The 19,789-nt window shown below is 65.0% G+C and carries 21 protein-coding genes; 10 read left to right on the top strand and 11 right to left on the bottom strand.

What is annotated here, in order from left to right:
* Positions 1–47: 47 nt before the first annotated feature.
* Complete coding sequence (locus tag B2246_RS09125) at positions 48–536, bottom strand: copper chaperone PCu(A)C (RefSeq protein WP_008647229.1); 489 nt, start codon at positions 534–536, stop codon at positions 48–50.
* 181 nt (positions 537–717) lie between these two features.
* Between B2246_RS09125 and B2246_RS09120 the strand changes: the two genes are divergently transcribed.
* Positions 718–2,097, top strand: coding sequence for an ATP-binding protein (locus B2246_RS09120; RefSeq protein WP_411860081.1), 1,380 nt, complete (start codon positions 718–720; stop codon positions 2,095–2,097).
* The gene (locus B2246_RS09115; protein ID WP_008642829.1) at positions 2,097–2,690 is read left to right on the top strand and encodes a response regulator transcription factor; all 594 of its coding nucleotides are present in this window, start codon (positions 2,097–2,099) and stop codon (positions 2,688–2,690) included. Before B2246_RS09120 ends, B2246_RS09115 begins: the two co-directional genes overlap by 1 nt.
* A 41-nt stretch (positions 2,691–2,731) precedes the next feature.
* Here the strand turns inward: B2246_RS09115 and B2246_RS09110 are convergent, their stop codons facing one another.
* Complete coding sequence (locus B2246_RS09110) at positions 2,732–3,097, bottom strand: hypothetical protein (RefSeq protein WP_035881257.1); 366 nt, start codon at positions 3,095–3,097, stop codon at positions 2,732–2,734.
* Between the two features lie 247 nt (positions 3,098–3,344).
* On the opposite strand from B2246_RS09110, the gene B2246_RS09105 reads away from it, so the two are divergent.
* Positions 3,345–3,872 (top strand): YcnI family protein, encoded by a 528-nt coding sequence (locus B2246_RS09105; protein ID WP_286880049.1) that lies wholly within the window; start codon positions 3,345–3,347, stop codon positions 3,870–3,872.
* Positions 3,873–3,969: 97 nt separating this feature from the next.
* Positions 3,970–5,336 (top strand): IS3 family transposase gene (locus B2246_RS09100; protein ID WP_286880051.1). Its coding sequence is split into 2 segments (ribosomal slippage): positions 3,970–4,447 and positions 4,447–5,336, totalling 1,368 coding nucleotides; the frame shifts between segments, so codons are not numbered across the junction.
* A gap of 65 nt (positions 5,337–5,401) precedes the next feature.
* Here B2246_RS09100 and hslU read toward each other — a convergent pair.
* The 4 genes from hslU to B2246_RS09080 all read right to left on the bottom strand — a co-directional run bounded on the left by hslU (position 5,402) and on the right by B2246_RS09080 (position 9,621).
* Complete coding sequence (hslU, locus tag B2246_RS09095) at positions 5,402–6,733, bottom strand: ATP-dependent protease ATPase subunit HslU (RefSeq protein ID WP_008642835.1); 1,332 nt, start codon at positions 6,731–6,733, stop codon at positions 5,402–5,404.
* 18 nt (positions 6,734–6,751) lie between these two features.
* Complete coding sequence (hslV, locus tag B2246_RS09090) at positions 6,752–7,288, bottom strand: ATP-dependent protease subunit HslV (RefSeq protein ID WP_008642837.1); 537 nt, start codon at positions 7,286–7,288, stop codon at positions 6,752–6,754.
* A gap of 195 nt (positions 7,289–7,483) precedes the next feature.
* The gene (locus B2246_RS09085) at positions 7,484–8,470 is read right to left on the bottom strand and encodes a tripartite tricarboxylate transporter substrate-binding protein (protein ID WP_008642839.1); all 987 of its coding nucleotides are present in this window, start codon (positions 8,468–8,470) and stop codon (positions 7,484–7,486) included.
* A gap of 251 nt (positions 8,471–8,721) precedes the next feature.
* The gene (locus B2246_RS09080) at positions 8,722–9,621 is read right to left on the bottom strand and encodes an alpha/beta fold hydrolase (protein ID WP_008642841.1); all 900 of its coding nucleotides are present in this window, start codon (positions 9,619–9,621) and stop codon (positions 8,722–8,724) included.
* 132 nt (positions 9,622–9,753) lie between these two features.
* Here B2246_RS09080 and B2246_RS09075 point away from each other — a divergent pair, with 132 nt between their 5' ends.
* The 6 genes from B2246_RS09075 to B2246_RS09050 all read left to right on the top strand — a co-directional run bounded on the left by B2246_RS09075 (position 9,754) and on the right by B2246_RS09050 (position 16,431).
* On the top strand, positions 9,754–10,263 hold the full coding sequence (locus B2246_RS09075) for a Fur family transcriptional regulator (RefSeq protein ID WP_040010895.1): 510 nt from the start codon (positions 9,754–9,756) through the stop codon (positions 10,261–10,263).
* A 50-nt stretch (positions 10,264–10,313) separates the two neighbouring features.
* On the top strand, positions 10,314–11,405 hold the full coding sequence (locus tag B2246_RS09070; protein ID WP_035881253.1) for a CobW family GTP-binding protein: 1,092 nt from the start codon (positions 10,314–10,316) through the stop codon (positions 11,403–11,405).
* Between the two features lie 588 nt (positions 11,406–11,993).
* A complete protein-coding gene (dksA, locus tag B2246_RS09065) occupies positions 11,994–12,413 on the top strand; it encodes an RNA polymerase-binding protein DksA (RefSeq protein ID WP_008642844.1) in 420 nt (139 codons plus the stop codon).
* Between the two features lie 192 nt (positions 12,414–12,605).
* Positions 12,606–13,781 carry a GTP-binding protein gene (locus B2246_RS09060; RefSeq protein WP_008642845.1) on the top strand — a complete coding sequence of 392 codons (1,176 nt, stop codon included), beginning with the start codon at positions 12,606–12,608 and terminating at the stop codon, positions 13,779–13,781.
* Positions 13,720–14,169: a hypothetical protein gene (locus tag B2246_RS09055; RefSeq protein ID WP_080709638.1), complete on the top strand. Its 450-nt coding sequence runs from the start codon at positions 13,720–13,722 to the stop codon at positions 14,167–14,169. Before B2246_RS09060 ends, B2246_RS09055 begins: the two co-directional genes overlap by 62 nt.
* 114 nt (positions 14,170–14,283) lie before the next feature.
* Complete coding sequence (locus B2246_RS09050; RefSeq protein WP_286880056.1) at positions 14,284–16,431, top strand: TonB-dependent receptor; 2,148 nt, start codon at positions 14,284–14,286, stop codon at positions 16,429–16,431.
* Positions 16,432–16,485: 54 nt separating this feature from the next.
* Here the strand turns inward: B2246_RS09050 and B2246_RS09045 are convergent, their stop codons facing one another.
* From B2246_RS09045 to B2246_RS09025, 5 genes are read right to left on the bottom strand one after another with little or no spacing between them, the layout of a single operon-like run.
* Complete coding sequence (locus B2246_RS09045; RefSeq protein ID WP_286880057.1) at positions 16,486–17,037, bottom strand: GNAT family N-acetyltransferase; 552 nt, start codon at positions 17,035–17,037, stop codon at positions 16,486–16,488.
* Between the two features lie 2 nt (positions 17,038–17,039).
* Positions 17,040–17,969, bottom strand: coding sequence for an MBL fold metallo-hydrolase (locus tag B2246_RS09040; RefSeq protein ID WP_286880058.1), 930 nt, complete (start codon positions 17,967–17,969; stop codon positions 17,040–17,042).
* The gene (locus tag B2246_RS09035) at positions 17,966–18,220 is read right to left on the bottom strand and encodes a DUF1289 domain-containing protein (protein WP_286880059.1); all 255 of its coding nucleotides are present in this window, start codon (positions 18,218–18,220) and stop codon (positions 17,966–17,968) included. Before B2246_RS09035 ends, B2246_RS09040 begins: the two co-directional genes overlap by 4 nt.
* The gene (locus B2246_RS09030; RefSeq protein ID WP_008642855.1) at positions 18,217–18,714 is read right to left on the bottom strand and encodes a YbaK/EbsC family protein; all 498 of its coding nucleotides are present in this window, start codon (positions 18,712–18,714) and stop codon (positions 18,217–18,219) included. The genes B2246_RS09035 and B2246_RS09030 overlap by 4 nt, the downstream gene beginning before the upstream one ends.
* 34 nt (positions 18,715–18,748) lie before the next feature.
* Positions 18,749–19,690: a 2-hydroxyacid dehydrogenase gene (locus tag B2246_RS09025; RefSeq protein ID WP_286880060.1), complete on the bottom strand. Its 942-nt coding sequence runs from the start codon at positions 19,688–19,690 to the stop codon at positions 18,749–18,751.
* Positions 19,691–19,789 lie beyond the last annotated feature (99 nt).

Below are 19,789 nucleotides of genomic sequence, written 5' to 3'. Positions count from 1 at the left end.
ACGCTCAACGTACCCGGATCAGCACCGGAAATCAGCGCTTCAGTGCTTCAGTGCTTGTGATCGCCGTGGCCGCCACCCTGCGCGGAAGCGGTCATGTCGCGAACCTGCGCGTTCACCTGCTGCTCGATCACCTTGCCGTTCTGCTCGAACTTCAGCGTGATGGGCACCGTGTCGCCCGCCTTGAGCTGCTGCTTCAGGCCCATCAGCATCACGTGATAGCCGCCCGGCTTCAGTTGCACGTCCTGCATCTTCGGCAGATCCAGCGAGGGGATCTGGCGCATCCGCATGACGTTGTTTTCCATCTTCATTTCATGCAGTTCGGCGGTGCCCACCGGCGACGACACGCCGACCAGCTTGGCGTCCTGATGCGCGTGCAGCGTCATGAATGCGCCAGATGCGGTCTGCGCCGGCACGGTGCCGCGCACCCAGGCGTCGCTGACGTCGACTTGCGCCATGGCCTGGGCGCTGGCCAGCAGACCGGCCAGGGCGAGGGTTGCGATCGATGCGGCGCGGGCCGCGCGGAACTTGGCTTGCATAGGGAACATCTCCACGATTCAGCACGAATTGGGTGTTGAGGGCGGTCATTAGATCACGCGGCACCCCGCGTGTCTTGCCGCGATCTGAACCTCGCAGTCTGGCAGCGCCGCCCGCCGTTCAGAATGCGGCACTGTGTCGCACGTTGCAAGCGCCGATCCGCGGCATTGCTACACTCGCGCCATGCATCCCCCGATCGTCATGTCCACCCTACCGCCCTCCGTCGCCCCGCCCATCGGCACGGCGCCGCAGCGTCACAGCCTGGTGAGCCTGCGCCGCCTTAGCTGGCTGCGCTGGGCGCTGCTGGCAGGCCAGGCCATGCTGCTGGTGTCATGCGAGTCGCTGGCCGGCATCGCCCTGCCCTACAAGCCGCTGCTGTTCCTGTTCGCCGTTCAGACCGTGTTCAACGTGTTCACCGTGGCGCGCCTGCACTGGCACACGCGCCACGGCACGGTGCCGTCCGACGCCGAGCTGATGGTGCAGATGATGGTCGACCTGACCGCGCTGTCGGCCATCTTGTTCTACACGGGCGGCGCAACCAATCCATTCGTGTCGTTCTACCTGCCCGGACTGGCGATTGCCTCGGCCATCCTGCCGTGGCGGCTGGTGGTAACGCTCGCGGCGTACGCGCTGGCCTGCTATTCGATGCTGCTGCTCGAGTACATACCGCTCGATCTGCACAACCCCGACAACGCGGTGAACTATCACCTGGCCGGGATGTGGCTCAACTTTGTGGCCAGTGCGGTGATGATCGCGTTCTTCGTGGCGCGGCTGTCCAACGCGCTGCGCCAGCGCGACGCGCAACTGAACGAGGCACGCGAGCTGCTGCTGCGCGAGGCGCGCGTGGAGGCGCTCAACGACCAGGCCGCCGCCGTGGCGCACGAGATCGGCACCCCTCTGGCCACGCTGGCCGTGATCGCCGGGGAACTGCGTGCCGATGCCGAGAACACGAATCGCAGCGACACACCGGTGGCCGACTACCAGGCCGACCTCCGCACGATGGAGCAGCAGCTCGAACTCTGCCGTTCGATCCTGGCCCGGCTGCGCGCCGACCATGAAACACTGGCACCGCAGCGGATCGATGCGTGGCTGGCGCCGTTCGTCGAACGCTGGCAACTGCGTCATCCGCAGGCAAGCCTGCAGGCCAGTGCCGCGCCCGATGCGGCCGCGCAGGCCGTGGACACGGCACGCATCAGCCAGATCCTGACGATCGCGCTCGACAATGCCGCGCGCAGCCAGCAGGCCGCCGGGCACGACCATCGCCAGGGGCCGCCGCTGCGGCTGGACATCGCGCGCGAGGCGGATGCGCTGGTGTACCGCGTCACCGATCACGGCCACGGCCTTCCGCCGGGGCTGCGCGCAAGGCTGGGCGAATCGCCGGTGGCCAGCGCCCATGGTGGCCAGGGCATCGGCCTGTACCTCGCGCAGAGCGCCGCGCGCCAGCTCGGTGGCCAGATCTCGTGGCATGACAATCCGGCGGGGGGCACGGTGCTCGAACTTCGCCTTCCGCTCACGGCCGCATCCGAACGCGCCATCGCCGCACAACCCGACTTCCAACCGTGATGACCGACGTCACCGCCTCCAACGACGCCATGCCCTTCCTCGTCATCGATGACGACGAAGTATTTTCCGGCACCCTGGCCCGCGCCCTCACGCGCCGCGGCTATGCTGTGCAGGTCGCCCATAACGGCGCCGAAGCGCTGGCCCTGGCCGGCAGGACACCATTCGCCTACGTCACGCTGGATCTGCATCTTGGACCGCCGCCGGAGTCGGGCGGCACGTCAGCGTCGGAATCGGGATTGCATCTGGTGGCGCCGCTGCGCGCGGCGTTGCCCGATGCGCGCATCCTGGTGCTGACCGGCTACGCAAGCATCGCCACGGCCGTGGCCGCGGTCAAACAAGGGGCTGACGAGTATCTGGCCAAGCCGGCCAATGTCGACTCGATCCTGACCGCGCTGATGGCGGGTGTTTCCGAGGATGCGGCCGAGGCCGCGCTGGAGGAACCGGTGCCGCTATCGGTGGCACGGCTCGAATGGGAGCATATTCAACGTGTGCTCACCGAGCATGGGGGCAATATCTCGGCCACGGCGCGCGCGCTGAACATGCATCGGCGCACCTTGCAGCGCAAGCTGGGCAAGCGGCCGGTTTCACGCTGAATCCGGCCGGCTCGCGCCAGCCGCGCAGCCATCGCACTGGCTTACAGGCGCAACTGGACGTAGTCCCAACCAAGATCGTCGGCATCCGTCGACGCAGACGCATCGGCAATGCGCACGGCATCGGTCGCATGGCGATCGGCCAGCGTCACCATCGCGCCGGACGCCATCGCCAGGGCCGCCACCGCGGCCTGGCCTTCGTGCATGGCGCGACGTTCGGGCTGATCGGCGTGGGCCGAATCTGTCACCGGCAATGCGGCGACACCCTGCTGCGCCATCGTCGGACGAACACACAGGAACAACGTTGCCGCGGTAATGCCGGCCATGACGCCAACAGTGGCCATCGCCACTCGGCGCTTGCGCACCTGGTTGCGATGGAAAAAGGGGGTTCGCGAAATGTTCTGCGACATGGGCAGACTCCCAGGACCATCAAGATGCGCAAGGGTCTCATTTCCCGATAGGACCGCGCCAGTGTGCTTACCAATGCTTACCAACCTTACCGGCGTGAGCAGAGGCAATACATCGCGCTGACATCAACGCCCAGCCGAGGACGTGAACGCCCTCACGCCATGCGCTGCGTCACCAGGTCGCACGGTGCGAACGCGCTTTGGCGCTAGACTGGCGCGCTATCACGGCTCGCCATTCCGACCTTTCCCCATGAACATCCGCACCCTGCTGGCATCGTTGCTTATCATTGCCGCCCCCATGGCTTCGGCCCATATCGTTTTCGAGCAGAAGCAGGCGCCCGCGGGCAGCTACTACAAGGGCACGCTGCTGGTCGGCCATGGCTGCAACGGCAGCGCGACGCGCGCGGTAACGGTGACGATCCCAGATGGCGTGCAGGGCGTGCATCCGCAACCGAAGCCGGGCTGGCAACTCGAGATCAAACGGGCGAAGCTCGCCAAGCCCTATACCTCGCATGGCAAGACCATCGACGAGGACGTGCATACGATCCGGTGGTTCGGCAACACGCTCGCCGACGAACACTTCGACGAGTTCCGCATGCTGATGAAGCTGCCCGAACAAGGCGGCAAGCTCTACTTCCCGGTGCTGCAGGAATGCGAGAGCGGCAAGTCCGAATGGACCCAGATTCCCGCCGATGGGCAGACCACCCGGGACCTGAAGACCCCGGCAGCGGAGCTTGAGGTGTTGCCACCTGCCGGCGGCCACGTGCACTCGCACTGAGCAACCGGGCGTCCGACGCCACCCCAAGCGAAAAGAGCCGGTCACCTGAACTGCACCCCAAAAGTTGGACACCCATCCAACCTTTGGGGTGTTTTTCATGACGAAGTACGACGAGGCATTTAAGCGCGGAGTAGTTCAGGAGTATTTGACGGACGGAGGCGGGACGCGGGCGCTAAGTCAGAAGTACGGTGTGGGCCGTGCGGTGCTCCAGCGGTGGATCGGCGCGTGGGAGCATCATGGGGAATCTGGGCTGCGCCGGAAGCATGAAGCGTACAGCGCCGAGTTCAAGCTGAAGGTGCTGCGACGCATGTGGCGCGACGAGTTGTCCTATCGACAGGTGAGCGCGCTGTTCGATCTTCGTGACGCGGGCGGGATCAGCCGCTGGGAGCGCCAGTATCATGAGGGCGGTTTCGAAGCCCTCAAGCCGCGCCGCAAAGGCCGGCCACCCAAATTGACCCAGCCCAAACAGCCGCCCCAATCTACCCCCGAGCCCACTCAGGACGAGCGCTCACGCGAAGACTTGCTCAAGGAAATCGAATACCTGCGCGCGGAGGTGGCGTACCTAAAAAAGTTGGATGCCCTGCTCCGGGCCAAGGAGCAAGCGGCGCCAAAGAAAAGGCGCGAGTCGTGAGCGCGCTGCGCGAGCATCATTCGCTGTCGATGTTGCTCAACGCCGCGAACCTCGCGCGCAGCACGTACTACTACCAGATGGCGGCCAGCCAGGCAGAGGATCGCTACGGCGAGCTCAAGGAGCGCATTCAGCAGATCTATGCCCAGCACAAGGGCCGATATGGCTATCGCCGGATCACGGCGACGCTACGTCAGGCAGGGACGTTGGTGAATCACAAGACCATACAACGACTGATGTCGGAGCTGCAGTTGAAGTCGCTCGTGCGGCCAAAGAGATACCGCTCTTACTGCGGGCAAGTCGGGCAGGTCGCCCCCAATTTGCTACAACGCGAGTTTGAGGCGAGCAAGCCGAACGAGAAGTGGGTAACGGACGTGACGGAGTTCAACGTTGGCGGCAAGAAGCTATACCTGTCGCCCGTCCTCGACCTGTACAACGGGGAGATCATCGCCTGGCAAACCAGTGAGCGGCCTGACTACACGCTGATCCGAGAAATGCTCGACAAGGCGCTGCGAAAGCTGCGCCCGGGCGAGACGCCAATGCTGCACTCGGATCAAGGCTGGGCCTATCAAATGGCAGCGTATCGCAGCAAACTGGCCTCGCGGGGGCTGCGCCAGAGCATGTCCCGCAAGGGCAACTGTCTGGACAACGCGTCGATGGAGAGTTTCTTCGGCACGCTCAAGTCAGAATGCTTCCGGCTAGAACGCTTCGCCGATGTCGATCAACTGCGTCACGGCATTGCCGAATACATCCACTATTACAATCACGACCGCATCAAGCTCAAGCTAAAAGGGCTGAGTCCTGTGCAATACAGGACTCAGCCCTTGGCCGCATAACTTACCCGTCCAACTTTACGGGGTCAGTTCAACCCGGCTCTTTTACTTTCAGGCTTCGGCCCGCGTTACAGCACGTAGCGCGACAGATCCTCGTTGCCCGCCAGGTCACCCAGGCGCGCATCGACGTATGCCGCATCGACTGTCACGGTTTCCCCCGACGACTTCGTTGCGTGGAACGACAGGTCCTCGAGCAGGCGCTCCATCACTGTGTACAGACGACGCGCGCCGATGTTCTCGACCTTCTCGTTGACCGAGAACGCGATCTCGGCCAGGCGGCGGATGCCATCCGGCGAGAACTGCAGCTCCACTTCCTCGGTCTTCAGCAGCGCCTGGTACTGCTTGGTCAGGCTGGCATCGGTCTGCGTGAGGATGGCCTCGAAGTCCTGCACCGACAGCGATTCGAGTTCCACGCGGATCGGGAAGCGACCCTGCAGTTCCGGAATCAGGTCACTCGGCTTCGACAGATGGAACGCGCCGGACGCGATGAACAGGATGTGGTCGGTCTTGATCATCCCGTACTTCGTGTTCACCGTGGTGCCTTCGACCAGCGGCAGCAGGTCTCGCTGCACGCCCTGGCGCGACACTTCGCCGCCGCCCACTTCGCTGCGGCTGGCGATCTTGTCGATCTCGTCCAGGAACACGATGCCGTTCTGTTCGACGTTGGCGATGGCCTTGTGCTTGAGCTCTTCTTCATTGACGAGCTTGGCGGCCTCTTCATCGATCAGCAGCTTGAATGCGTCCTTGACCTTCATCTTGCGGCGCGCCTTCTTGCCCTGGCCCAGACCCGCGAACATCGAGCGGATCTGCTCGGTCATGTCTTCCATGCCCGGGGGACCCATGATGTCCATGTTCGGCATCCCGGCGGAGACCTCGAGCTCGATGTCCTTCTCGTCGAGCTCGCCCTCGCGCAGTTTCTTGCGGAAGACCTGGCGCGTGTTCGAGTCCTTCTCCTCGTGCTGGGCAAAGCCGATGTCGCGCGGCGGCGGCAGCAGCACGTCCAGCAGGCGGTCCTCGGCTGCTTCCTCGGCCTTGGTGCGCACCTTCTTCATTTCCGATTCGCGCGTCTGCTTGACGGCCATTTCGGCCAGATCACGCACGATCGTGTCCACGTCGCGGCCGACGTAGCCGACTTCAGTGAACTTGGTTGCCTCGATCTTGATGAACGGCGCATCGGCCAGCTTGGCCAGACGGCGCGCGATTTCGGTCTTGCCGACGCCAGTCGGCCCGATCATCAGGATGTTCTTCGGCGTGATTTCCTGGCGCAGCGGCTCTGCCACCTGCTGGCGGCGCCAGCGGTTGCGCAGCGCCACGGCCACGGCCTTCTTGGCCTTGTTCTGGCCGATGATGTGCTTGTCGAGTTCGGAAACGATTTCCGACGGGGTCATGGTGTGCGACATGGGAATCCGTTCAGCGCGTCAGTCGAGGGTTTCGATAACGAAATTGGTGTTCGTGTAGATGCAGAGCTCGCCCGCGATGGTCAGGGCCTTTTCGACCACGTCCTTCGGCGGCAGCTCCGTGTTCTCCACGAGTGCCTTGGCCGCGGACTGCGCGTAGGCGCCACCCGAGCCGATCGCGGCGATGCCGCCTTCGGGGTCGAGCACATCACCGTTGCCAGTGATGACCAGCGTGGTGTCCTTGTCTGCCGTGATCAGCATGGCTTCCAGGCGGCGCAGCGCGCGATCCGAGCGCCAGTCCTTGGCGAGATCCACCGCGGCGCGGGTCAGGTTGCCCTGGTACTTCTCGAGCTTGGCTTCGAAGCGGTCGAGCAGTGAGAAAGCATCGGCCGTGCTGCCGGCAAACCCGACCAGCACCTTGCCGTTGTAGATGCGGCGTACCTTGCGCGCGGTGCCCTTCATCACGATATTGCCCAGCGTGACCTGGCCGTCACCGCCCAGTGCGACCTGATTGCCGCGGCGGACGCTGACGATGGTGGTGCCGTGATACTGTTCCATGGTGCCTTCCGTGATAGGTGTCAGCCGCGTAGGTGGCGTCGGCTCAGCCGCTTTCAAGAGCCCGGCGCCGATACGGTTCTCCAATATAGGAAATCGCCCGTTTTCCCGCCGCCATCCCTATCTGCGGACGGGACGGACAATAAAAAAGGCCACGCGATACGCGTGGCCTTTGCGGCACGGAGCAGCGATTGCCGATCAGTCCGCGTAGACACCCGCCTTCTTGATCACCGGCGTCCACTTGTTGATTTCCGACGCCAGGAACGGGCGCAGCGAATCCGGCGTGGCGCGCTGGGCCGGCACGGCCTCGGCACCGAGTTCAGCCATCTTGGCGCGGAAGTTCGGGTCGGCCACCGACTTCTGCAGCGCGGCCGACAGCTTGTCGATCACCGGCTTCGGCGTGCCCTTCGGTGCGTACATCGCGTGCCAGATCTTCACCTCCACACCCGGCAGGCCCTGCTCGGCGGCGGTCGGGATGTCCTTGAACGCTTCGACGCGACGCGGCTGCATTGCCGCGTACGGCTTGAGCGCGCCCGCCTTGAGCTGGCCGGCGATGTTGGTGGTCTGGTCGCACATCAGGTTCACCTGGCCGCCGAGGATGTCGGTCAGTGCCGGAGCAGTACCCTTGTACGGCACGGTGGTCAGTTCGGTCTGGATTGCGCTCTGGAACAGCAGGCCGCACAGGTGCGAGGCCGAGCCGATACCGGCGTTGGCCAGCGACAGCTTGCTGGAATTGGCCTTGATGTACGGCACCAGTTCCTTGAAGCTGGCCGGCGGCAGTTGCTTGTTACCCACCAGCACCATCGGCACGTCGGCGATCTCGCCGACCATCTCGAAGTCCTTGAGCGGATCGAAGCCCAGGTTGCGGTACAGCGCCGGGGCGGTGGACATGCCGATGTGGTGAATCAGGATCGTGTAGCCGTCACCCTTGGACTGAGCCACCTTCTTCGCGCCGATCGTGCCGCCAGCGCCACCCAGGTTTTCGATCACGATCGTGGTGCCCAGGTGCTTGGACATCACCATCGTCAGTTCACGCGCGACCTTGTCGGTCGGGCCGCCAGCAGCAAACGGCACTACCGCCTGCACAGGCTTGCCGGCCGGATATTCCTCCGCCTGCGCTCCCGAGAAAACGCCCACGCCGGCAACAGCCAGCACGGCCGCGAATTTCAATGCAACTCGTTTCATATACGTCTCTCCTGATTCCCTCTATACCCCGTACCAATGCCGCGTATGCCGCCGGGCAGGCCAGTCTTCATGGCACGCCCGAACGTGGCGATCCGGGTGGAATCGCCACGATGACCATCGGCATCTATCTATGTAAGTGGTGATAAGCGGCAGCGAACCCCGCCGACAGGCGGAGCCGGAGGTGGATGTTAGCAACCCCGGACAATTGCGAGGTATAGGGGCTAACCCGTGAGAATGTGATCCACTATCATCTAGCGGAAGAATTCGAGCATTTCCTCAAGCAGCGGCTCGGGCACCTCTTCCGGAACATAGTGGCCACACGGCAACGTCGCGCCGCTGACTGCGTCGCCCAGGGCCTGCCAGAGCGCCAGCGGCTCGAAGCAGCGCGCCACCACGCCGTGTTCGCCCCATAGCACGCGTACGGGCATGGCCAGCTTGCGCCCGGCCTCGCGGTCGGCGCGGTCGTGGTCCAGATCGATGGTAGCGGCGGCGCGATAGTCCTCGCACATCGCATGGACGCGCGCCGGGTCCTGCATCGCGGCGACATACGCAGCCATCGCATCGGGGGCGAATGGGCTCGGGCCGGCGTGGCGCAAGCCCAGCAGCTTGTCGATGAAGAACGCGGGCTCGGCGTTGATCAAGGTTTCCGGAAACGGCGCCGGCTGAATCAGGAAGAACCAGTGCCAGTAGGCGGCGGCAAAGGCCATGCTGGTGGCCTCGTACATCGCCAGCGTCGGCGCAATATCGAGCAGCATCGCGCGGCTGACCGCCTCGGGGTGGTCGATGCAGAGCCGATGCGCCACACGCGCGCCACGGTCGTGGGCGCACAGCGCGAAACGGGAAAAACCGAGCTGGCGCATGACCTCCACCTGGTCCCGCGCCATCTCGCGCTTGCTGTAGGCCTCGTGCCCAGGGCTGGCCGGTGGCGCGCTGCTGCTGCCATATCCGCGCAGGTCGGTGGCAATCACCGTGAAGCGGTCGGCCAGCGCCGGGGCCACCTTGTGCCAGATCAGGTGGCTTTGCGGAAACCCGTGCAGCAACAGCAGCGGCGGGCCGGAGCCACCACGCACGCCAGCGATCTCCACCTCGTCCACCTTCAGCCGGAACCACTCGAAATTGGGAAACAGCAACGCACTGGCATCGTTCTGCATGACTTTGTCTCCGGGCGCCTTTTTTGGCGCTTTGTGCCGATCATAGGCGGAATCCCGGCGCACCGCCGTCTCGAAGACCCTGCTGGTGCAACTGAATTGCATCGGGTAGGGGCCTATGGTTAAATCCTTCGCATGACACGCACCACCCCACATGCGGCTGCGTCCGATGACGCAGTCATGCCCGGAGATCCGCTGGCCGCGGCGCAATTGCGTCTGCGCCAGCTTGGCGCACGTGTGACGCAACCGCGCCTGGCAATTCTGGCCTGCCTGATCGAAGCACCCGAGCCACTCACCCACCAGGCCGTGATCGATCACCTGCCGGCCGAAGGCGACGTGGACCGCGTGACCGTGTACCGCGTGCTGGACTGGCTGGTGGACCAGGGCCTGGCACAGAAACGCGCCGGCAGCGACCGCGTGTTCCGCTTCTCGCTTGTGGAGCACGAAGCGGCGCGCGCTGAAGTCCATCGACAGCACAGCCACTTTCACTGCACACGCTGCGATCGCACGTTCTGCCTGGAGTCGGCCGGGAAATCCGTGGCCCCCCGGGTACCCAACGGATTTGCGATCGAACATGTGGAACTGACGGTCAACGGCATCTGCGCCGAATGCGGCCGATCGCACGGCGACGCATCCGCGCACTGACACATCCAGACACCTTTCGACGGCGAGACCTTTTCTCGGAGTACAACAACATGTCCAAACTGATTCCGGTCACGATCCTTACCGGCTTCCTCGGCAGCGGCAAGACCACGCTGCTCAAGCGTATCCTCAACGAGCAGCACGGCATGAAGATCGCCGTGATCGAAAACGAGTTCGGCGAAGAAAACATCGACAACGAGATCCTGGTGCAGGACGGCCGCGAGCAGATCGTGCAGATGAGCAACGGCTGCATTTGCTGCACGATCCGCGGCGATCTGGTGCAGGCGCTTTCCGATCTGGTCACCCAGCGCGATGAGGGCAAGATCGCGTTCGATCGCGTGGTGATCGAAACCACGGGCGTGGCCAATCCGGGCCCGGTGGCGCAGACGTTCTTCATGGACGAGGAAATCGCCTCGCGCTACCTGCTGGACGCCGTGATCACGCTGGTCGACGCCAAGCACGCCAACCTGCAGCTCGACAAGCAGGAAGAAGCACAGCGCCAGGTGGGCTTTGCCGACGCGATCTTCATCACCAAGGCCGACCTGGTGAGCGAAGCCGAGGTGGCGGATCTGCGTCATCGCCTGCTGCACATGAACCCGCGCGCGCCGATCAACGCCGCGCACTTCGGCGAAGCGCCGATCGACCTGATCTTCGACCTGCGCGGCTTCAACCTGAACGAAAAGCTCGAGATCGACCCCGATTTCCTGCGCGCCGACGAGCACGAACATGACCATGACCACGAGCACGGCGAACACTGCGGCGCCGATTGCGGTCACGACCACGGCCATGAACATGGCCACGATCATGGGCACGGCCACGCGCACGACCACCACCACCATCACCACCACACCGACCGGATCGCGTCGTTCGTCTTCCGCAGCGACAAGCCGTTCCATTACGGCAAGCTCGAGGAATTCCTGTCAGGCATCCTGTCCGTGTATGGCGAGAAGCTGCTGCGCTACAAGGGCGTGCTCTATATGGAAGGCGTGGACCGCAAGGTGGTGTTCCAGGGCGTGCACCAGCTCATGGGCAGCGATATCGGCGCCAAGTGGGAAGATGAACAACCGTGCACGAAGATGGTCTTCATTGGCGTGGACCTGCCACGTGACGCAATTCTGAAGGGACTGACGGCCTGCCTCGCCTGACTTTGCGTTTAGTGCATCATCAGACACTTGCGTAAATCCGGCCCGATAATCCCTCCCGAAAGGGGGTACAGGGAAAACTCGTGGCTTTTGTCCGGTTTTCTCCCATATCTACCGGAAAGTTGTTCAAGTACAATAGGCCGGATTTGATACGGACGGCGCACGTTTTGGCCGCATCCGTATCCGCAGGGCGGCAGTCGTCGTCAGCATGAGGCGGGGCCGCCAGCAGGCGCGGTCGTGGGCTTTGTGCGGAGACCGCCCTCCGCCTGGGGTCGCCTCGACAATGCGCCGTCACTCTTCGACGCGTAGAGAGGTGTCCCCATGACAGCCGCAACAAAGACGAAGGAAAGCCGCAGCAAGACTGGTAGCGCTGCGGTGGAGACGCGCAAGGCAGCGCCTGCAAAGGCGACGCCAGCTCCTCGCGGCAGTACGGCGGCGCACGCCGATGCGGGCGAGGCCAAGGGAGGCACGCGAAGCAGCAAGACTGCAGCCAGCCAGAGTGAAACAGCCGCCCCGCGCAAGCGGACGGCCACTGCACCCGAGCGGACGACGACGCCGCCGGTCGCATCAACAAGAGAATCAGCAGGGACCATGAGCAGCAACAAACTTCTGACTGAAGCTGAAATCCTGAAGATGAGCGACAAGGATTACATGAACGAGGCGCAACTCGCCTTCTTCAAAAATCGCCTTGAGCAGCTTCGCGACGAAATCCTCAAGAATGCGGACCAGACGACGGAACACCTGCGCGAAACGGTCATCGTGCCGGATCCGGCCGACCGCGCCACGATCGAGGAAGAACACGCCCTGGAACTGCGCACGCGCGACCGCGAGCGCAAGCTGCTGAAGAAGGTCGAGCAATCGCTGCAGCGCATCGAATCCGGCGACTATGGCTGGTGCGAAGAAACAGGCGAGCCGATCGGCGTGCCGCGCCTGCTGGCCCGTCCGACCGCCACGCTGTCGCTGGAAGCGCAACAGCGCCGCGAACTGCGCCAAAAGCTGTTCGGGGACTGATTCGATCCTTCGAGAGGCGGAAAACTCGGCGGCCCGGTGATCCGGGCCGCTTTTTCTTTTCCGGAGTCGTATTTGCCTTGATGGTGTAACGATTGCGACACTACCATTGCAGAATGATTTCAGAATGACCGCCTGTCCCCGGGACAGGCTTTCTGCTACAGTCGCAACTTTGTTGCATCAACATCGATCATCATGGCCGTTCGTCTGCCCGTCACCGTGCTGTCCGGTTTTACCGGCGCCGGCAAGACCACCGTGCTGCGCCACCTGGAAGCCCAGGCCGGCGCGCGCGTGGCCGTGGTCGACAGCCATGGCGACCTGCTTGCCGAAGTCGAACGGCTGGCCCAGACCGGCCAGTACGACCATGTGGTGATCGAAGCCGGCGCCACCGATGAACCGCTGGGCCTGGCCGAGGGCTTCGCCTTCGAGGACGAGCACGGCGAGACCACCAGCGTGGCGCACCTCGACACGCTGGTCACGGTGATCGACGCCAGCCGCTTCCTGCAGGACTACCACGACGCCGACTTCCTGTCGGCCCGCGGGCTGGCCGCGCACGATGACGACGACCGCACGGTCGTCGACGTGCTGATCGACCAGGTCGAGGTATGCGACGTCCTCGTCGTCAACAAGATCGACCTCGTCGATGCCGGCCAGCTTGGGCGCCTGCACGTGATGCTCCATGCGCTCAATCCGCGCGCCGACATCGTCGATGCGAGCCACGGCCAGGTGCCCGCCGCGCGCGTGCTGGGCACCGGACGCTTCGACATCGACGCCACACCCAACGCCGCCGGCTGGCAAGCCGCGCTGCAGGGCGATACGGTGCCCGATGCCGCCGGCGTGTCGACGCTGGTCTACCGCCGGCGCCGCCCGTTTCACCCGCAGCGTTTCGCGGACCTGATCCATACCGAATGGATGCGCGAGCATGGCGACGTGCTGCGTTCGAAAGGCCTGTTCTGGCTCGCCAGCCGCATGGACATCGCCGGCGACTGGAGCCAGGCAGGCGGCGTGTGCCGTCCCGGCGCCGCCGGTGCATGGTGGGCAGCGATCGACGCCGAGGAGTGGCCGCCCGAAGGTCCGGCACGCGCCGCCATCGAGGCCGACCTGATCGAGGACGGCCTGCCCGCAGAGTACGGCGACCGTCGCCAGGAACTGGTGCTGATCGGCCTGGATCTCGACGCGCACGCGCTCGAAGCGCAACTCGATGCGTGCCTGCTGACCGACGACGAAATGGCCGCCGGCCCCGAGGCGTGGGCGGCCTACCCCGATCCGTTCCCCGACTGGGGTAACGCGTTCGATGACGACCACGACCATGATCACGGCCACGACCACGATCATGGCGACGGGCCGTGCGATTGCGGACATGCGCACTGAGCCCTGCACCCTCTCTCGCTTGCGCGCGCGCGGCCCGAGCCTCTGGGCCGTGCTGTGGCTGGTCGCTTGCCTGCTGCTCGCCCAGCACGCGGGTCTGGTCCACCGCGTGTTGCATGGTGGCCTGCCCAACGCCTCGCAGCCGGCGCTGACGGTGACGTCCGACGATGCAACGCACACCGAACCGTTTTCCCTGAAGCTCGGCCTTCACTCCTGCGTGCTGTTCGACGGCGCAACCGTGGCCGACATTCACGTCGGCAGCTTCCATCTGCCGCTGCTCGCCTTCGGCAAGCCGGTCAAGCCGGCCAACCTGGCCTGGCGCTGGCCGGACCTGCCGTCCGCGCAACCATTCCGCTCGCGCGCCCCACCGGCCGCATTCGCTTTCGCCTGATTGGCCGGGAGCGCGGTATCTTGCCGCGCGCTCGCGCCTGCCTCACGGCGCGGTGCCGGGCATCTCGCCCGCGCAGCACCGCGCACGCATGAACGAAAACGAAAATCGCGAGCCATGTTCTCGAACAACACCCGTATTCCGGCGGTGCGTCGCACCCCGCTGGCGGCGCTTGCCGCCCTGATCGTCACTTCCGGCGCTGCCTCGCACGCGATGGCCCAGGACAACGCTGCAGCCGCGCCGGCCGCGCCGCAAACGCAACCGCAAACGCTGAAGGAAGTGGTGGTCACGGCCAATCCGCTCGGCAGCGACCTGAACGAGATGGTCGCGCCCGTCTCCACGCTCGGTGGCGACGCGCTGACCGTGCGCCAGACCAGCACGCTTGGCGAGACGCTGAACGGCATGCCCGGCGTCACCTCCACCTACTTCGGTCCGAACGCGAGCCGTCCTTCCATCCGCGGCCTCGATGGCGACCGCATCAAGTTGCTGCAGAGCGGCGGCTCCACGCTCGACGCATCGTCGCTGTCCTATGACCACGCGGTGCCGATCGACCCGCTGGTTGCCGAGAAAGTGGAAGTGGTGCGCGGCCCCGCGGCGCTGATGTACGGCGGCAATGCACTGGGCGGCGTGGTCAATGTGATCGACAACCGCATCCCGCGCGACCCCGTCACCGGGGTATCCGGCGCGGCCGATGTCAGTGGCACGATCGGTGGTGACAAGGGGCGCAACGCCAGCGGCCTGCTGGAAGCGGGCAATGGCACTTTCGCCGTGCACGCCGACGCCTTTGTCCGCCAGACCAGCGACCTGCGCATTCCCGGATTCGCGCGCAGCGCCAACCTGCGTGCCACGCAGCCGCTGCCCGCAGGAGAGAGCGAGGCCTACGGCACGCTGCCGAATACGAGCTCCCATCAGGAAGGCGGCTCGATGGGCGGCTCCTACACCTGGGCGGACGGTTTCCTCGGCGCCAACTACTCGACCTACCGCAACGATTACGGCACCCCGGCCGAGGCCGACGCCCGCATCAAGATGCGACAGGACCGCATCGGCCTGGCGGGCGAGGCGCGCAATCTGGCCGGCAATACCAACGGCATCATCGAATCGGTGAAGGGCAGCTTCAACTACACCGACTACGAACACCGCGAACTCGAAAACGGCGTGACCGGCACGACGTTCAAGAACCGTGGCTGGGATACGCGCATCGAGGCCACGCACGGCAAGATCGGGAACATGAGCGGCGTGATCGGCACGCAGTTCGGCCATTCCGATTTCTCGGCGCTGGGGGAGGAAGCCTTCGTCCCGAGCACCACCACCGACAACGCCGCGCTCTTCGTCTTCGAGGAACTGCCGCTGATTTCGTCGGGTGATCTCAAGCTCAACCTTGGCGGCCGCATCGACCACAGCAGCGTCAAGGCCAGCGCCAACGGCAACGATCGCTTCACCGACGACAACCGCAGCTTCAACGCGGGCAGCGCGTCGGCCGGGCTGCTGTACAAGCTCAATCCGATCTGGACCGTCACGTCGAACCTGTCGTACACCGAGCGCGCGCCAACGTTCTACGAGCTGTACGCCAACGGTCCGCACCTGGCCACCAACGCCTACGAAATCGGCGACCCGAATGCGAACAAGGAACGCGCCACGTCGATCGACCTCGGCATGCGCTTCAAGCAAGGGGATCATAGCGGCAGCGTGTCGGGCTACTACAGCCGCTTCCAGAACTACCTTGCGCTGCTGAACACGGGCACGTTCCGCGATGCCGAAGGCAATGTGGTGACGGCCGGCAGCGACGGCGCGCTGCCTGTCCTGCAATACGCGGGCGTGCCGGCCACGCTGTATGGCTTCGAGGCGGAAGGCAAGACGCGCCTGCTGCAGAAGATGCTGACCACCGGCGACACCCTCGACTTCGAGGCCCGCGCCGACTACGTGCATGGCGAAAACCGCAACAACGGCGAGCCGCTGCCGCGACTGGCACCGCTGCGCCTGGGTGGATCGCTGGTCTATGCGGCCGGCCCGTGGGGCGCGCGCATCAATGTGGACTGGAACGCGCGCCAGACCCGCGTGCCGACCGGCGACACGCCGACCGACGCATACACGATGCTGGGCGTATCGCTGACATACAAGCTCAAGGTGTCGGGTACCCAGACGCTGCTCTACCTCCGCGGCGACAACCTGACCAATACGGAAGCCCGCAGCGCCACGTCGATCCTGCGCGACATCGCGCCGCTGCCGGGTCGCAGTGTCAAGATCGGAATGCGGACGATGTTCTGACGATCTGGAAGCGCCCCTCTCCCGCGCACGGGGGAGGGGCGCGCATAACGACGGCTATCGGCCGAAATCAAATGACTCGGGCACGAGCGAATACACGGCGGCCGCCACGGGCCGGCCGCCCAGGATCAGGCGGTTGCGGGCGATGCATTCGAACGCTGCACCGATCTTCTCGGCGACGCCGCGGCTTGCGAGGTTGGTCTCGGCTGCCACGATCTCGATCCGCGTGAGGCCCAGCGCGTGGAATCCGTGGCAAGCCATCATCGTTGCCGCGCCCGACGCCAGGCCCTGCCGCTGATGGCTCTGGCGAATCCAGTAACCGAGATTGCCAAGGTTGTCCTCGCGACGGATCTGGTTGATGGCCACGCCACCGTACAGCGTGCGCCCGTCGGCCGAGAACACGCCGACGTCATACGCGGTGCCCTCGTCCATGCACGTCGCGCAGCGCGCGAACCACTCCTGCGCATCGAGCGTGTTGTAGTCCGGGTGGGCCCATGGCATCCACGCGCCCACGGTGCCCATCGACTCCCGCACGGCGGCAACGAACGGGTCCACGTCGCTGGCGCGGAACGGTCGCAACAGGAAGTCCTTGCCCCGCAGCGGCTGCATTCTCAGTCCTGGTTGCGGACCTGATCGCCTTCGGTCGTCAGCGCACCCGCCTTGGCCAGCGCGCGCAACGTCTGGTCGAACACATCCTCGATGGATTGCGCCGCCATGAAGCGCGCGTGAATGCGCTGCATCAGCGGTGTGTCGCGCATCCATGCGAACAGCGCCTCGCGCGAAACCGTCTGCAGTTCCAGCAGCTTGAATTTCACAAGCACGCGCACGGCGTGGATGGCATTGCGCGCGCCGTCGGCTTGCAGGTAGTCGAGCCGGCTTCTGGCGTGCGAGATGGCGCCTTTCGCATCGTCAAACGGCCGCCCGTGTCCGGGGATCACGATGCGCGCATCAAGCGCCGCGATGCGGTCGAGCACGGCGGCCTGCTCGACGAAGCCGCTTTCGCCATCGAGCTCCGGAAAGATCACGCCGAAGCCGCGTTCCCAGAGCGCATCGCCTGAAATCAGAATGCCGTGCGACGGCGCGAACAGCATCACCGCGTGTGGATCATGGCCCGGAGCAGCCACCACGTCCCAATCGATTCCGCCGAGCCGCAGACGGCCCCCATCCTGCAGCACGGCATCGAAGCCGAAGCGTGCGCACTGCTGACCCGTGGCATCGAACGACAGCGCGACATGGTCCCAGGACGCGACCGCCGCGGCCTCCGCCGCCGGAATCGCCGTGCGGGGCTGCCAGCGTGCCTGCAATGCCGCGTTACCGCCGCAATGGTCGGAGTGCAGATGCGTATTGATGATATGAGTCAGCGGCCGGCCATCGAGCGCCGCCGCCACGAGCGCCTCGGTCTGCGCTGCGTGTGTGACGTAGCCCGTATCGACGAGCGCCGACTCCCGGGCGGCATCGTCAATGAACAGAATGTTGTTTGCCGATAGCCAGCCGCGCTCGAACACGCGCATCGTCGATGGCAGCAACGGAGGCGTGCTCATGCTTCGCTCCCCGCGGCGCACAGACGCGGCACGCGCTCGGGCAGCAGGGCCCAGATGCGGCGGCGTTCCTCGTCATCGGCCTTCGACCAACCCGCGATCTCCGGAATCGTGCGCAGGCAGCCTTCGCAATAGCCGCTGGCCGCGTCCATCTTGCAGACGTTGCGGCAGGGCGACGGCACCGGCGCGACGATCTGTGCCGCGGCAGCGCCACGCACCAGATCGGCCAGCAGACGGCGTTGCGCGGCGGTCATGCCGAAGTCACCTGGGCCACGTCCGCGACTTCCGCTCCGGTCATCGCCTGAAGCTGTTGCGGCGTCAGGTTGAAGACCGCATGCGGATGTCCCGCGGCTGCCCACACGCTGTCGTACTGGAACAGGTCCTGATCGAGCAACATCACGGGTGCGACGGCGTGCCCGATCGGGCAGACACCGCCAATCGCGTAGCCGGTCTTCTCGCGCACGAACTTGGCGTCGGCCTTGCCCAGCGCGCCCACGCGTGCCGCCACCTTGGCCTCGTCGACGCGGTTGCTGCCGCTGGCGATCACCAGCACCGGCACATCGTCTTCCACGCGGCGGAAGATGATGGACTTCGCGATCTCGGCCACGGTGCAGCCCAGACCGGCGGCCGCTTCCGCCGAGGTCTTGCCGGTGGCCGGCAGCATTACCACGGGGCGGTCGTGGCCGATGCCGACCAACAGATCGGCCACGCGTTGCGCGGCATCGGGAAGCGTGGGGCTCTCGCTCATGGATCGTGTCTCCTTTGTCTGGGCGCGTCGCGGTCTAGTAGCCGCGCAGCAGGTCCACCACGCCGGCGATCGGCTTGCCCGACTCAAGCAGGCGAATCTTGCCGGCGATCTGCGCAATGCTGTCCTCGCGCAGCGTCAGCGCCGAGATATGCGGTGTGATCGTGATGCGCGGCTCCTGCCAGTATGGATGATCGGCAGGCAGCGGCTCTGTGCGGAACACGTCAAGCGTGGCACCCGCGATCTGTCCTTCACGCACGGCGGCGAGCAGATCCTCTTCCACGAGGTGCTGGCCACGCGCCACATTGATCAGGTAGGCGCCGTGCGCCAGGCGATGCAGCAGGCCCGTGTCGATAATGTCCTGGGTCTCGGGCGTCAGCGGCAACACGTTGACCAGCACGCACAAGCCATCAAGGAAGGCGGCCTGCCCGTCTTCACCGTGGAACGATTGCACGCCGTCCACCGCCTTCGGCGAGCGGCTCCATCCGCGCACCGGGAAGCCGAAGCCAGCCAGCGTGCGGGCGATATGGGCACCGAGCGTGCCAACGCCCATCACGCCGATCGTGAAATCGGCACGACGATGCGGTTTCTGGAATTTCCACGTGCCGGCGCGTTCCTGCGCGTCGTACACATCGAGCCGGCGGAAGTAACGCAGCGCGGCGGCCGTGACGTACTCGGCCATCTGGGCCGCCATGCCGGCGTCATCGAGCCGGACGATCGGCACGCCGGCCGGCAGGGCGTCGGGATGCTGGGCATTCAGCTTCAGGATGCCGTCCACACCGGCGCCGAGATTGAAGATGGCCTTGAGATCGGTACGGCCGCTCAGCATTTCCACCGGCGGACGCCACACCACTGCGTAGTCCACGGACTGGCCCTGGCTGTCTTCCCAGGTCACGCACTGCGCTTCCGGCAGTACTTCGGCAAAACCATCGATCCACGGGGCATAGCGGCCATCCGGCACGTACAGCTGCAACTTCATCTCGACTCCAGTTTTCTTTTTGGGGGATGGGATGAAGTATTTTGGCAGAGGTCGCGGGTCAGCGGTTGGATTGCGGAAGCGCGTTCCGCATAGCGGATC

Origin of the sequence: Cupriavidus sp. UBA2010, assembly GCF_002335265.1 — a bacterium.
Taxonomy (GTDB): Bacteria; Pseudomonadota; Gammaproteobacteria; order Burkholderiales; family Burkholderiaceae; genus Cupriavidus; species Cupriavidus metallidurans.
This window is presented reverse-complemented; position numbering and strand designations above follow the sequence as displayed.